Origin of the sequence: Streptomyces hyaluromycini, assembly GCF_002217755.1 — a bacterium.
Classification (GTDB): domain Bacteria; phylum Actinomycetota; class Actinomycetes; order Streptomycetales; family Streptomycetaceae; genus Streptomyces; species Streptomyces hyaluromycini.
Window position 1 is genome coordinate 655,785 of record NZ_BCFL01000019.1, and the last position, 14,406, is coordinate 670,190.

The window sequence follows — 14,406 nt, forward strand, 5'->3', positions numbered from 1 at the left end:
CGTGCCAGTGTTCACTGGCGTAATCACGGGCGAGGTGTGGAGGCTCCGGGATGGCCCAGCACGAGCAGGTACGGGTGGCGGTGATCGGGTCCGGGTTCGGCGGACTGGGCGCGGCCGTGCGGTTGCGCAGGGAGGGGATCACCGACTTCGTCGTCCTGGAACGGGCCGGCAGCGTCGGCGGTACCTGGCGGGACAACAGCTATCCGGGGTGCGCCTGCGACGTGCCGTCCCATCTGTACTCCTTCTCCTTCGCGCCCAACCCGGACTGGCCGCGCACCTTCTCCGGGCAGGAGCACATCCGCGCCTATCTGGAGCACGTCGCCGATGTGTTCGGGCTCCGGCCTCATCTCCGCCTCGACGCCGAGGTGAAGCGGATGACCTGGGACGCGGAGGCGCTGCGCTGGGACATCGAGACCGCCGCCGGCTCCTTCTCCGCCGACGTCGTCGTCTCCGCCACCGGGCCGCTGTCCGACCCGAAGATCCCGGAGATCCCGGGGCTTGACTCGTTCCCCGGCAAGGTCTTCCACTCGGCCCGCTGGGACCACGACTACGACCTGCGCGGCAAGCGGGTCGCCATGGTCGGCACCGGCGCCTCGGCGATCCAGATCGTGCCCGCCGTCCAGCCCGAGGTCGCCCACCTCACCCTCTTCCAGCGCACGCCCCCGTGGGTGATGCCCCGCGTGGACCGGGCCATCAGCGCCGCCGAGCGCCGGCTGCACCGGGCGCTGCCCTTCACCACCCAGGCCCGGCGCGGCCTCCTGTGGGGCATCCGGGAGCTCCAGGTCCAGGCGTTCACCAAGCGGCCCGACGAACTCGGCCTGGTGGAGAGCCTCGCCAAGCGCAACATGGGCCGCGCGATCAAGGACCCCGCGCTGCGCGCCAGGCTCACCCCGGACTACCGCATCGGCTGCAAGCGGATCCTGCTCTCCAGCACCTACTATCCGGCGCTGGCCCAGCGGAACGTGGACGTGGTGGCGAGCGGGCTCAGCGAGGTCCGCGGGTCGACGGTGGTGGCCGCCGACGGCAGCAGCGCCGAGGTCGACGCGATCATCTTCGGCACCGGCTTCCACGTCACCGACATGCCCATCGCCGAGCGGGTCGTCGGGGCCGACGGGCGGACCCTCGCGGAGGCCTGGAAGGGCGGCATGGAGGCGCTGCGCGGTGCCTCGGCCGCCGGGTTCCCCAACTGGATGACGATCATCGGGCCCAACACCGGCCTCGGGAACTCCTCCATGATCCTCATGATCGAGTCCCAGCTGAACTACATGGCCGACTATCTGCGCCAGCTCCGCGTCCTCGGGGGGCGTGCGGCCCTGGACGCGCGCCCCGGGGCCGTGGCCGCCTGGAACCACAAGGTCCAGGAGCGTATGAAGCGCACCGTCTGGAACACCGGCGGCTGCACCAGCTGGTACCTGGACGCGAGCGGCCGCAACACCACCATCTGGCCCGGTACGACCACGGAGTTCCGGCGGGCGACCCAGCGGGTGGACCTCGCGGAGTACGACGTGATCCGCGCGCCCCTGCCGAGCGGCACCGCCGGCGAGAAGACCGCGGACGCGGAGGTGGGCGCGTGAGCCGGCTCACCCACGTGACCACCGGGCCGTACGCGCCCCCCGCCCCTGCCCGCGAACTCACCGTCGTCTCCGCCGACGGCGCCCGCCTGCACGTCGAGGTGCACGGCCCCGAGGACGCGCCCCCCGTCGTCCTCGCCCACGGCTGGACCTGCTCGACCGCCTTCTGGGCCGCGCAGACGCGGGAACTGGCCGTCGACCACCGGGTGATCGCGTACGACCAGCGGGGGCACGGACGCAGTCCCGCGAGCCCCGCGTGCAGCACCCGGGCGCTGGCGGACGACCTCGAAGCGGTGCTCACGCAGACCCTCGCCCGCGGGGAGCGTGCCGTGATCGTCGGGCATTCCATGGGCGGCATGACCGTCATGGCGGCCGCCGCGCGCCCCCGCTTCCGTGAGCACGCCGCCGCCGTTCTGCTGTGCAGCACCGGCAGTTCGCGGCTGGTCGCCGAGTCGCGCGTCCTGCCGTTGCGCGCCGGTGGCCTGCGCACCTGGCTGACGGCGCGGGTCCTCGCCTCGCGCGCCCCGCTCGGACCGGTCACGCCCGTCGCGCGGCGCATCCTCAAGTACGTGACCATGGGCCCCGGTTCCGCCCCGCACATGGTGGAGGCGTGCGCACGGATCGTGCACGCCTGCCCGCGCGCCGTGCGCCACGCCTGGGCGCGCGTCCTCGCGCAGCTCGACCTCGACCACGGCGTACGGGAGTTGCGCGTCCCCACCGCGATCGTCACCGGCGCGGCCGACCGGCTCACGCCCCCGGTGCACGCCCGCGCGCTGATCGCCGCGCTGCCGCACCCCCTCGGCCTCACCGAACTCCCGGGCATGGGCCACATGACCCCGGTCGAGGCACCGGAGCTGGTCAACGGAAAGATCCGGGAACTGGTCACCGCGTATGTGACCGGCGCCCCTGAGGAAGCCGGCGCCGACGGGCCCGAGCGGATCAAGGAGGGCTCATGAGCAGGGTCGGTCTCGAAGGACAGGTCGCCGTCGTCACCGGAGCGGCGCGCGGAGTCGGCGAGTTGCTCGCCCGCAAGCTCTCCGCGCGCGGGGCGAGGATCGCGCTGGTCGGGCTGGAGGAGGAGGCACTCAAGGAGGTCTCCGGGCGGCTGCACACCGACAGCGCGCACTGGTACGCCGATGTCACCGACCACGAGGCGATGAGCCGGGTCGCGCGGGAGGTCAAGGAGCGGTTCGGGAAGGCCGACATCGTGGTGGCCAACGCCGGGGTGGCCAACGGCGGTCCGTTCGCCGACTCCGACCCCGGTGCCTGGCGGCGGGTGATCGAGGTCAACCTGATCGGCTCGGCGGTGACGGGGCGGGCGTTCCTGCCGGTCCTCGCGGAGAGCCGCGGTTATCTGCTGCAGATCGCGTCGCTGGCCGCGATCACGCCGGCGCCGATGATGACGGCGTACTGTGCGTCCAAGGCGGGCGTGGAGGCGTACGCGCACAGCCTGCGCGCCGAGGTCGGCCACCAGGGCGTGCGGGTCGGGGTCGGATACCTGTCCTGGACGGACACCGACATGGTGCGCGGCGCCGACCAGGACGACGTGATGCGGGAGTTGCGGCAGCGGCTGCCGTGGCCGGCGAACAAGACGTACCCGCTGGGTCCGGCCGTGGACCGGATCGTGGCCGGGATCGAGCGGCGCTCGGCGCACGTGTACGGGCAGTGGTGGCTGCGGGGGATGCAGGGGGTGCGCGGGTACCTGCCGGCGCTGATCGGCACGGTCGGTCAGCGGGAGATGAAGCGGTTCGCGCCCCGCTTGCAGGGCATCCGTACGGGGCTCGTCGGTGCAGGTGGGGCGGCCGACGAGGGGGCGCGCGCTACGCACCGTGATTGATCGAAATGCGCGCGTAGTCGGCCCGTGTGAGTCTGGTCGAGGCCCCACTGAGGGCCGTTCCCCTCACCCTCCACGGGAGTGAACCCACATGGGTATGAAGGACAAGGCCGGCAAGACGCAGGGACAGGCCAAGCAGAAGATGCACGAGGGCCAGCAGCAGGCGCAGCAGCGCGGCGAGCAGGCCCAGCAGCGCGGCGAGCAAGCCCAGCAGCGCGGCGAGCAGGCCCGCCAGCAGGGTCAGCAGGCCCGCCAGCAGGGTCAGCAGAGCGGCCGGCAGGCGCAGGAGCGTGGCCGGCAGATTCCTGAGCGCGGTCGTCAGAACCTGGACGACACCGAGCAGGAGATGCAGGACCGGTTCGACCAGGACTACGACGCGTAGCCGTTGCACTTGGCTTGGCCGATAAGCGTGGGGCGCCCTTCGTTTCGGAGGGTGCCCTGCGTTTTGTTTTGGGGTGGTGGCGGTGGGGGGCGGGTGCGGGTCGGTGGGGGCTTGTCGCGCAGTTCCCCGCGCCCCTTACGGGGCGCTCATCGGCCTTGGCGGCAGCTTTGGGCGGGAGTGGTTCGGGACCTCGCTGTGGTCCGGGGGGACCGCTGCCGGGTGGTCGGTCAGGAGGTCCAGGGCGAGTTGGATCGCGTCGTCCATCTCGACGTGGCGGCCCTCCGCCCAGTCCAGGGGGGTGCGCAGGACCTCCAGGTCGGGGGCGACGCCGTGGTTCTCCACGGACCAGCCGTAGTCCTCGAACCAGGCCGCGTTCATCGGCACCGTGATCACCGTGCCGTCGCCCAGGCGGTGACGGCCGGTCATGCCGACCACTCCGCCCCAGGTGCGCTGGCCGACGACCGGGCCGAGCCTCAGCAGCTTGATCGCGGCCGTGATCATGTCGCCGTCGGAGGAGGTGGCCTCGTCGGCGAGCGCGACGACCGGGCCGCGCGGGGCGTTGGAGGCGTACGACACCGGCTGGGCGTTCCTCGTCAGGTCCCAGCCGAGGATGGTCCGGGTGAGCTTCTCCACGACGAGTTCGCTGATGTGGCCACCCGCGTTGCCGCGCACGTCGACGATGAGCGCCGGCCGGGAGACCTCCATCCGCAGATCGCGGTTGAACTGGGCCCAGCCCGAGCCGCCCATGTCCGGGATGTGCAGGTAGCCGCACTTGCCGCCGCTCATCTCCCGTACCACCTCACGGCGTTTGGCCACCCAGTCCTGGTAGCGCAGCGGCCGTTCGTCGATCAGCGGGAGGACGGCGACCCGGCGCGGCGGCCCCGACTCGCCCTCGCCCGGGGTGAACGTCAGCTCCACCGTCGTGGCCCCCGCCCCCGCGAGCAGCGGGAACGGTCCGGTCACCGGGTCCACCGGCCTGCCGTCCACGTGGGTGAGGACCGCGCCCTCCCGGATGCCGGTGCCCGCGAGCGGGGACCGCGCCTTGGAGTCGGAGGAGTCGCCGGGCAGGATCCGCTTGACCGTCCAGCCGCCGTCCCGGCGTACGAGGTTGGCGCCGAGCAGGCCCTGGAGGCGCTGGTAGTGCGGCGGGCCCTCGTTGCGGCGGGCCGGGGTGACGTAGGCGTGCGAGGTGCCGAGTTCGCCGAGGACCTCGCGCAGCAGGTCGGCGAACTCGTCGGGGGAGGCGACCCGTTCGACCAGCGGACGGTACTGGTCGAGCACGCCGTCCCAGTCGATGCCGCACATCCCGGGGTCCCAGAAGTAGTCGCGGATGAGGCGGCCGGCCTCGGCGTACGCCTGGCGCCACTCGGCGGGCGGGTCGACCTCGTGCAGGATGCGGCGCAGGTCGATCCAGACGGTCGTGTCGCCGTCGCCGGACTCGGTCGACGGAACGGCCCGCAGCTCGCCCTCGTCGACCACGACCAGCCGGCTGCCGTCGCCGCTGACCGTGAACCAGTCGAGGTGGTCGACGAGTTCGGACTTCTTCGCCTTGCTGATGCTGAAGTACTCAAGGGTCGGCCGGCCGCTGGTGTCGGCCGGGTTGACGAAGGTCTCGCCCAGCGCGCCCGAGATCGGCCAGCGCAGCCAGACCAGTCCGCCGCCCGCGACCGGGTACAGCGTCGAGTACTTGGAGGCGGTGACCGGGAACGGGGTCACCCGGCTCTCCAGGCCCTCCACCTCGACCGTCACCGCGCTGCCGTCGCCGGGCTCCTCGTCCTCGACGGGGTCCAGGCCGCCCGCGGCCGGGCGTCCGTCCGGGTTGAGGGCGAAGGGGGAGGGGGTCGCCGAGGAGAGCGGGACCAGGTAGGGGCGGCAGCCGAGCGGGAACGACAGGTCGCCGGTGTGGACGTCGTACACCGGGTCGAAGCCGCGCCAGGAGAGGAACGCGAGGTAGCGGCCGTCGCGGGTGAAGACCGGGTTCTCGTCCTCGAAGCGGCCGTTGGTGACGTCGATGACGTGCCGGTCGCTGATGCGGGCCATCTTGATCTGCCGCAGCGACCTGCCGATGCCCGGATGCGACCAGGTCAACCATGATCCGTCGGGCGAGAAGGCCAGATCACGGACCGGTCCATTGATCGACTGGATCAACTCGGTGACCACGTCGTCGGAGTCCGCACCGTCAACGGAGTCAATGTCGGCAGGCTCGGCGGCATCAACCTGGTCAATGCCGTCAACACCGTCAATGCTGTCAACAGAATCAACAGAATCAACAGAATCAACGGAATCGGCGGAACTCTCGACGACCTCGACCTCCTCGGCCACGTCGATGAGCAGCAGCCGGCCGTCGTGGGCCGCCACGGCCAGCCGTTCGCCCAGTGGGTCCGAGACCAGTTCGAGCACCCGGCCCAGTCGGCCGGAGGCCAGCCGGCGCGGTGGGCGGGCGCCGGTCGCCCGGGGCAGGTGGGCGATCTCGACGGCGTCCTCGCCCCCCGCGTCCGTGACGTACGCGATCTGCCCGGTCGAGCCGAGCATCTCCGGGAGCCGCACCCGTACCCCCGGCGTGTCGGCGATGGTGCGGGCCGGGCCGTCGCGGTGGGTGAGCCAGTACAGGCTGCCGCGTACGACGACGGCGCTGGCCCGGCCCGTCTCGTCGACGGAGACGCCGTCGACGTGCTGGGCAGCGGGCACCTGGTAGGGGCGGCGCCCCGCCCGGGGCCCGGAGAGGTGTACGTCGAGCCTGCGCGGTGTCGCGTCCGGGCCGAGGTCGTCGACCAGCCACAGGTCGCCCGCGCACTGGTAGACGACCCTGGTTCCGTCGCTGGCGGCGTGCCGGGCGTAGAAGGCGTCGTGGTCGGTGTGCCGGCGCAGGTCGGAGCCGTCGTGGGCGCAGGAGTAGAGGTTGCCGACGCCCTCGTGGTCGGAGAGGAAGGCGATCCGGCCGCCGACGAACATCGGGGAGCACAGATGTCCGCCGATGCCTTCGAGCAGCCGCTGCCCGTGCAGCCACAGCCGGCCCATGGCGCCGCCCCGGTAGCGCTTCCAGCCGGCCGGTTCGTGCGGTGGGGTGCCGGTGAGCAGCAGGGTCCTGCGCTCGTCCGCGATGTCGGCGACCTGGATGTCGGCGACCGGGCCCCAGGGCAGCTTGCGGCCCGGGTCGCCGTCGGGGGAGACCTTGTAGGCCCAGGTGAAGTAGGAGAAGGGCTGCCCGTGCGAGGCGACCGCCAGGATGTCGGTTCTGCCTTCCGCGTCGGGCGGAGTCCAGCCGCACACCTGGGTGTCGGCGCTGCCCCAGTACGTCAGCTGCCGGCCGGGCCCGCCGTCGACGTCGACCAGGTGGATCTCGGGCACCAGGCTGCGCCAGCTCGTGTACGCGATCCGGCGGCCGTCCGGCGAGAAACGGGGGTGGCCGACCTTGGTGCGGTCGACGGTGAGCCGCCAGGCGCGGCCCGGGGTGTCGAGCGAGGTCAGCCAGAGGTCGTCCTCGGCCACGAAGCACAGCAGATCACCGTGGAGGTGCGGCAGGCGCAGATAGCTCACCTCCCCATGCTTTTCCGGGGGAGGGAGGCCAGCAACTCGTGGGAACTCACGGATTTCCCGGCCACGTGAGACAGCACACGTACGAAACGGTTTCGTTTCTGTAGATCGCAGGGTATCTTCGAGATGTACGCACGAAGGTGTCCATGGAGCGGTGAAGGGTGAGTGGCATGACTGAGGTCGCAACGGCGCGTCGCAGTCGGATCACGCCCGAGCGCGAGGCCGAGCTGTACGAGGCCGTGCTCGACCTGCTCCGTGAGGTCGGCTACGACGCCCTCACCATGGACGCCGTCGCCGCCCGCACCAAGTCCAGCAAGGCCACCCTCTACCGCCAGTGGGGCGGCAAGGCCGAGCTGGTGGCCAGGGCGGTGCGGTACCAGAAGCCGGGTGCCGCGTTCGACGAGATCGACACCGGGTCGCTCCGCGGCGACCTGCACGCCCTCACGATGCGCTCGGACGACTGCGAGATGGAGCAGAACGCCGGGCTGATGCGCGCGCTCGCCATGGCGGTCCACGGCAACCCGGACCTCCTGAAGGCGTTCAAGGAGCATCTGATCGAGCCCGAGATGGCCCAGTTCCGCCAGGTGCTGCAACGGGCGGTCGACCGGGGTGAGATCCGGGCGGACAACCCGGCGATCGAATTCCTGATGCACATGATGATCGGCGGGTTCGCCGCTCGCAGCCTGATCGACGAGCAGCCGCCCACCCAGACCTTCGTGCTGTCGTACATCGACGCCGTGGTGCTCCCCGCCCTCGGCGCACCCGTCACCTGCTGACGACTCCCCACAGCCAGCCCACCTGACGTCTCCGTTCACGTCGTCGGGCCGATCACGCCTGCTCCCCACCAGGCCGATCACCCCTGCCCTGAAAACCCCACGACCTGACCGGGAGTACGCCTTCGTGGCCACGTTCCTCTACAAACTCGGCCGGCTCGCCTTTCGGCGTCGGCACTTCGTCGCCCTCATATGGGTGGCGCTGCTGACGCTGGCGGGCGTCGCCGCGGCCAGTGCCCCCACCGCCGGCAGCACCTCCTTCTCCATCCCCGGAACCGAGGCCCAGAAGGCCTTCGACCTGCTGGACCAGCGCTTCCCCGGCTCCAGCTCCGACGGCGCCACCGCACGCGTGGTCTTCAAGGCGCCGGCCGGCGAGAAGATGACGGACAAGCTCAACAAGGCCGCCGTCAAGAAGACCGTGAAGGAACTGGCCGACGGCTCGGAGGTCACCTCCGTCACCGACCCCTACAAGCAGCACGCCGTCAGCAAGGACGGCACGGTCGCCTACGCCTCGGTGCGCTACGACGTCTCCGGCACGGAGCTCAAGGACTCCTCCCGCAACGCGCTGGAGGCGGCCGGGCACGACGCCCAGAAGGCCGGGCTGACCGTCGAGGTCGGCGGTGACGCGCTCCAGGCCGGAGCCGAGGCGGGAGGCGCCGGTGAGGCCATCGGTCTCGCCATCGCCGCCGTCGTGCTCGTCATCACCCTGGGCTCGCTGGTCGCGGCCGGACTGCCGCTGCTGACGGCGATCATCGGCGTCGGCATCGGCGTCTCCACCATCACCGCCCTCGCCAAGACGCTCGACCTCGGTGACACCACCTCCACACTGGCGCTGATGATCGGTCTCGCGGTCGGCATCGACTACGCGCTGTTCATCGTCTCCCGCTACCGCGGCGAACTGGCCGAGGGCCGCGACCGCGAGGAAGCGGTCGGCCGCGCCGCCGGCACGGCCGGCTCGGCGGTGGTCTTCGCGGGCCTCACGGTCGTGATCGCGCTGGCGGGCCTCTCGGTCGTCGGCGTGCCGATGCTGACGAAGATGGGCCTCGCGGCGGCGGGCACGGTCGTGGTCTCCGTCCTCATCGCGCTGACCATGATCCCGGCGATGCTCGGATACGCGGGCCGGCGGGTCAGGGCCGTGGGCGAGAAGCGCCGGCCGCACGCCGCTGCCGCCCGGCAGGACAAGCCCGGCCTCGGCGCCCGTTGGGCGAGCTTCGTGGTCCGCCGCCCGGCAGCCGTGCTGCTGCTCGGCGTGGTCGGACTGGGCACGATCGCCCTCCCGGCCTCCCAGCTGGAACTGGGCCTGCCCGACGACGGCTCGCAGCCCACGTCCACCACCCAGCGCCGGGCGTACGACCTGCTGTCGGAGGGCTTCGGCCCCGGCTTCAACGGGCCCCTGATGATCGTGGTCGACGCCAAGGACAGCGACGCCCCCAAGGCCGCGGCCACCAAGGTGGCCGACGAGATCAAGGGTCTGAAGGACGTCGTGACGGTGACCCCGGCGGCGTTCAACAAGGCCGGCGACACCGCGACGATCACGGTGATCCCGGACTCCAAGCCGTCCTCGGTGCAGACCGAGGACCTGGTGCACGCCATCCGCGACCAGGGCGCCGGCGTCAAGGCCGACACCGGCGCGCAGGTCCTGGTCACCGGCACCACCGCGATGAACATCGACTTCTCGCAGAAGCTCAACGACGCGCTGGTCCCGTACCTGGCGCTGGTGGTCGGCCTCGCCTTCCTCCTCCTGATCGCGGTCTTCCGCTCCGTCCTGGTCCCGCTGAAGGCGGCCCTCGGCTTCCTGCTCAGCGTGCTCGCCGCGCTCGGCGCCGTCGTCGCGGTCTTCCAGTGGGGCTGGCTCGGCGGCCTGCTCGGCGTCGAGCAGACCGGCCCGATCATGTCGATGATGCCGATCTTCATGGTGGGCGTGGTCTTCGGTCTCGCCATGGACTACGAGGTGTTCCTCGTGACCCGGATGCGGGAGGCGTACGTCCACGGCGAGACGCCCGGCCAGGCCGTGGTGACCGGCTTCCGGCACAGCTCGCGGGTCGTGGCCGCCGCCGCGATCATCATGATGTCCGTCTTCAGCGGCTTCATCACGTCCAGCGAGTCCATGATCAAGATGATCGGCTTCGGCCTCGCCATCGCCGTCTTCTTCGACGCGTTCGTCGTCCGGATGGCGATCGTCCCGGCGGTGCTCGCGCTGCTCGGCAAGCGTGCCTGGTGGCTGCCGAAGTGGCTGGACCGCGCGCTGCCCAACGTCGACGTCGAGGGCGAGGGCCTGCGCGCCCTGTCCGACGAGAACGCCGGCAAGGATGACGAGGACCGGGAGCTGGTACGCGCCTGACACAGGGCGCACGACAGACCGCCGGTGAGGGTCCGTGGGGACGGGGCGCCCTCACCGGCTTCCTCGTGCCGTGACCGCCCCGGCGCCGCGCCCCGCGTTAACCACTCGCCGTCACTTCCCCGGCTTGGCTAGCGTGCCCCCATGACGACGACAGCCGCCACTGACGCCGATGCCCAGGGCTCCGGTGCCCATCCTCGTTTCGCCGCCGCCCTGGAGGAGCTGGGCCTCGGGGAACTGACCTCGCGGATCCGGCGGTTCCCGGACGCGACCCGTACCGCGGCCGAGGCCGCCGCGGCGGTCGGCTGCGAGCTGAGCGAGATCTGCAAGTCACTGATCTTCGCGGCCGACGGGGTGCCGGTGCTGGTGCTGATGGACGGCGCCTCCCGGGTCGACGTGGAACTGGTCCGCAAGGAACTCGGCGCCGGGAAGGTGACCCGGGCCAAGGCGGACGTCGTACGCGAGACGACCGGGTACGCCATCGGCGGCGTGCCGCCCTTCGGACACCGGACGCACACGCGCGTGCTCGCCGACCGGGCACTGCTGCGGCACGACCTGGTGTGGGCCGCGGCCGGCAACCCCCACGCCGTCTTCCCGATCGCGCCCGCCGCCCTGGTGGAGCACGCCGGCGCCACCGTCGTGGACGTGCGCGAGCCCACCGCGTGACCCCACTGGTCACCGCGGCCGTCCTGCTCGCCGCGGTCACCCACGCCGGCTGGAACGCCATCGCCCACCGGATCACCGACAAACTCGTCGGCTCCTCGCTGATCGCCGGCGGAGGCGTGCTGATCGGGCTGCTGCTGATGCCGTTCACCGCCGTACCGGCGGCCGGCGCATGGCCGTACCTGATCGCCTCCGCGGTCGTCCATGTCGCCTACTTCGCGCTGCTGATGCTCTCCTTCCGGCTCGGGGACTTCGGGCAGGCGTACCCGATCGCGCGCGGCACCGCCCCGCTGCTGGTGACGCTGTTCGCCGCCGTGTTCGCGCACGAGGTGCCCGACGCCCCGGCGGCCGCGGGCATCGCCGTGTCCTGCGCCGGGCTCACCGGGGTCGCCCTGTGGGGCCTGCGCGGCCGCCGCCCCGACTGGACGGCGATCGGGGCCGCCCTCGCCACCGGCCTGACGATCGCCGCGTACACCGTCCTGGACGGCCTCGGGGTCCGGGCCTCGGGATCCTCCGTGGGCTACATCGCCTGGCTGATGGCCCTGCAAGGGCTCGTGATCCCGGCGTACGCCCTGTACCGCAGACGCGGCGAACTGCTCACCGCGGCCCGCCCGTTCGCGGCCCTGGGGCTGTTCGGCGCCCTGCTGTCCGTCTTCGCCTACGGACTGGTCCTTTGGGCACAGACCCGCGCCGAACTGGCACCGGTCGCCGCGCTGCGCGAGTCGTCGATCATCGTCGGGGCGGCCATCGGCGCGGTCTTCTTCAAGGAGCGGTTCGGGGCGCCCAGGATCGCGGCGGCCGGTCTGGTGGTCGTCGGGATCGGGCTGATGCTGCACGCCGGGTAGTGCGTCAGTTCACCGGACTTGCCGTTGCCTTGACGAACCGTTCCTCGAACGTTCAGCCGACCACCTGTGCCCGGGTTGTGTGTTCTCCATAAAGTCCCTGCGGGTTGCGGAAGAAGGGACGCATGGGACTCATGGACACACTTCACGCAGTCCGGGCCCGCGGGATCACCAAGTGCTTCGGTGACGTCGTGGCACTGGACGCCGTGGACCTCGACGTGACGCAAGGTCAGATCCATGGCCTGGTCGGGCCGAACGGCGCCGGCAAGACGACCCTGCTCGGGCTGCTGCTGGGGCTGGCCGTCGCCGACGGCGGCCGGCTGGAGATCCTGGGCACCCCGGTCGAGCGGGCGCTAGCCGCCCCCGACGGCGTCGCCGGCTTCGTGGACGCGCCCGGTCTCTACCCCTCGCTGACGGCCCGGCAGAACCTCGCCGCGCTGGCCGCGCTCCGCGGTCTCGGCACCGGGCCCGCGGGGACCGCGGGGATCGACGACGTGCTCGCCGAGGTCGGGCTCACCGATGTCGCCGACGACAAGACCCGCGGCTTCTCCCTCGGCATGCGCCAGCGGCTCGGGCTCGCCGCCGCCCTGCTCACCCGGCCCCGGCTGCTCGTGCTCGACGAGCCCGCCAACGGCCTCGACCCGGCCGGCAAGAGACATGTGCACGGCGTCCTCACCCGGCTCGCCGCCGACGGCACCGCCGTGGTGCTCTCCAGCCACCGGATGGACGACCTGGAGGCGCTGTGCTCCGAGGTCACCATCCTCGCCACCGGACGCGTCGTCTTCTCCGGCCCGCTGAACAAACTGGCCGCCGAGAACCGCGAACTCGACTACCGGCTGCGCACCTCCGACCCCGAGGCCGCGCGCCGGCTGGCCGCCGACACGGCCGGCATCCGGATCTCCGACCACACCGGCCTCGGCCTGCGGCAGGACCCCGACGTGCTCGTCGTACGCGCCCTGGTGCCCGCCCTCGACGAACTCGTCGCGGAGGTCGTGCGGTCGGGTGTCGCGGTGCGCGAACTCGCCCCCGTCGTGTCCCCGCTCGAAGCCGCGTTCCTCGCCCTCACCGAGCACCAGGAGGCCGGCCGATGACCACCGCCACGACCCCCGCCACCGCCCCCGTCGGCACCGAACCCGCCGCCCGTCGGGTCCCGGTGTCGCGCGGTTACCGCTTCGAACTGGTGAAGCTGGTCTCGCAGTGGCGGATCCGGCTGCTGGTGCTCGCCTGCTGGATCGCGCCGGGGCTGTTCGTCGCCGGGGTCAGCCAGCAGAGCACGCTCCCCGCCGACACGCTCTTCGGCCGCTGGATGCACGCGACCGGCTGGGCCGGGCCGCTGGTGATGCTCGGTTTCGCGGGCACCTGGGCGCTGCCGCTGCTGACATCGGTGGTCGCCGGCGACGTGTTCGCCGCCGAGGACCGGCTCGGCACCTGGCGCCACCTGCTGGTGGCGGTCCGCTCGCCCGCGCGGATCTTCGTGGCGAAGTCACTGGCCAGCCTCACCGTCATCCTGCTGCTGGTGGCCGGACTGGCCGCCTCCAGCACGGCCGGCGGGCTGGCGTCGGTCGGCGACCAGCCGCTGGTCGGCCTCGACGGCCATCTGCTGTCGTCCGGCGACGCGGCCGGCCGGGTCCTGCTCGCCTGGCTCGCGGCCCTCGCCCCGACCCTCTCCCTGGCCGCGATCGGACTGCTCGGCTCGGTCGCCCTCGGCCGCTCCCCGATGGGCCTGCTGCTGCCCCCGATCGTCGCGCTCGCGATGTCGGTCGCCCAGATGCTGCCGCTGCCCGTCGCCGTGCGCCTCGCCCTGCCCGGCTACGCCTTCATCTCCTGGAACGGCCTGTTCACCAGCCCCGCCCAGCTCGCCCCGCTCCTCATCGCCGTCGCGGTGAGCCTGACGTGGGCGGTGCTGGCCACCGCCCTGGCCTATCTGCTGTTCGTACGGCGGGACTTCACCAATCCGGCCTACGACGGCTCCGGGCGCCGCGCGCTCACCCTCGGCGTGCTGCCGCTGGCCGCGCTGACCGCCGTCACCGTCGGGGCGGTCGCCGTGGCCACCCCGTCGACGGGCTCCGGGATCGAGCAGGACAAGGTGCAGAAGTCCCTCGCCACGGTCTTCGGCCACCTCTACCGCCTGCAGACCGGGCAACTGCACCGGCCCGCCGTCACCGAGGCGCAGTTGAAGGCCACGGCGGCGTGCACCAAGAGCGACGGCCAGGCCGCCCAGGAGGGCGCGGGCAACGACTGGCGTTGCGTAGTGAGCTGGCACCTCCCCGGCGTCACGGCGGTCACGGGGACGGCGATCTACCAGCTCGACATCACCTCGGACGGGCGGTTCGTGGCCGACGGCGACGGTCCCAAGGAAGTCAACGGCTACTTCCTGGTGCGGACCCCGACCGGCGACGCCCCGAATCCGCTGTGGCAGTTCGACGGCAACGTCGACCTGCTCGACACCCACTGAAGGGAAACAGTTCC

Annotated in this window: 11 protein-coding genes; 10 read left to right on the forward strand and 1 reads right to left on the reverse strand. The window is 72.0% G+C overall.

Going from position 1 to position 14,406, the window contains the following annotated elements; genetic code table 11:
- The first annotated feature begins 50 nt into the window (after positions 1–50).
- The 4 genes from SSP29_RS20840 (at position 51) to SSP29_RS20855 (ending at position 3,787) form a co-directional block, all read left to right on the forward strand.
- Positions 51–1,574, forward strand: coding sequence for a flavin-containing monooxygenase (locus tag SSP29_RS20840; RefSeq protein ID WP_089102187.1), 1,524 nt, complete (start codon positions 51–53; stop codon positions 1,572–1,574).
- Positions 1,571–2,527 carry an alpha/beta fold hydrolase gene (locus SSP29_RS56025; RefSeq protein WP_089102188.1) on the forward strand — a complete coding sequence of 319 codons (957 nt, stop codon included), beginning with the start codon at positions 1,571–1,573 and terminating at the stop codon, positions 2,525–2,527. Before SSP29_RS20840 ends, SSP29_RS56025 begins: the two co-directional genes overlap by 4 nt.
- Positions 2,524–3,408 carry an SDR family oxidoreductase gene (locus SSP29_RS20850; RefSeq protein WP_089102189.1) on the forward strand — a complete coding sequence of 295 codons (885 nt, stop codon included), beginning with the start codon at positions 2,524–2,526 and terminating at the stop codon, positions 3,406–3,408. Before SSP29_RS56025 ends, SSP29_RS20850 begins: the two co-directional genes overlap by 4 nt.
- Before the next feature lie 94 nt (positions 3,409–3,502).
- The gene (locus SSP29_RS20855) at positions 3,503–3,787 is read left to right on the forward strand and encodes a hypothetical protein (RefSeq protein WP_245883156.1); all 285 of its coding nucleotides are present in this window, start codon (positions 3,503–3,505) and stop codon (positions 3,785–3,787) included.
- Between the two features lie 135 nt (positions 3,788–3,922).
- Here SSP29_RS20855 and SSP29_RS20860 read toward each other — a convergent pair whose 3' ends face one another.
- Complete coding sequence (locus SSP29_RS20860) at positions 3,923–7,324, reverse strand: S41 family peptidase (protein ID WP_089102191.1); 3,402 nt, start codon at positions 7,322–7,324, stop codon at positions 3,923–3,925.
- A gap of 167 nt (positions 7,325–7,491) precedes the next feature.
- Between SSP29_RS20860 and SSP29_RS20865 the strand changes: the two genes are divergently transcribed.
- From SSP29_RS20865 to SSP29_RS20890, 6 genes are all read left to right on the forward strand, one after another.
- A complete protein-coding gene (locus tag SSP29_RS20865) occupies positions 7,492–8,097 on the forward strand; it encodes a TetR/AcrR family transcriptional regulator (RefSeq protein WP_089102192.1) in 606 nt (201 codons plus the stop codon).
- Between the two features lie 124 nt (positions 8,098–8,221).
- Positions 8,222–10,435, forward strand: a complete 2,214-nt coding sequence (locus SSP29_RS20870) for an MMPL family transporter (protein ID WP_089102193.1) — start codon at positions 8,222–8,224, stop codon at positions 10,433–10,435.
- 141 nt (positions 10,436–10,576) lie between these two features.
- Entirely contained in the window at positions 10,577–11,098 is a 522-nt protein-coding gene (locus SSP29_RS20875) for a YbaK/EbsC family protein (protein WP_089102194.1), read from the forward strand.
- Positions 11,095–11,940 carry an EamA family transporter gene (locus SSP29_RS20880; protein WP_089102195.1) on the forward strand — a complete coding sequence of 282 codons (846 nt, stop codon included), beginning with the start codon at positions 11,095–11,097 and terminating at the stop codon, positions 11,938–11,940. Before SSP29_RS20875 ends, SSP29_RS20880 begins: the two co-directional genes overlap by 4 nt.
- Before the next feature lie 131 nt (positions 11,941–12,071).
- Positions 12,072–13,028, forward strand: coding sequence for an ABC transporter ATP-binding protein (locus tag SSP29_RS20885; RefSeq protein ID WP_089102438.1), 957 nt, complete (start codon positions 12,072–12,074; stop codon positions 13,026–13,028).
- Positions 13,025–14,392 carry an ABC-2 transporter permease family protein gene (locus SSP29_RS20890; protein WP_089102196.1) on the forward strand — a complete coding sequence of 456 codons (1,368 nt, stop codon included), beginning with the start codon at positions 13,025–13,027 and terminating at the stop codon, positions 14,390–14,392. The genes SSP29_RS20885 and SSP29_RS20890 overlap by 4 nt, the downstream gene beginning before the upstream one ends.
- The last annotated feature ends 14 nt before the right edge of the window (positions 14,393–14,406 follow it).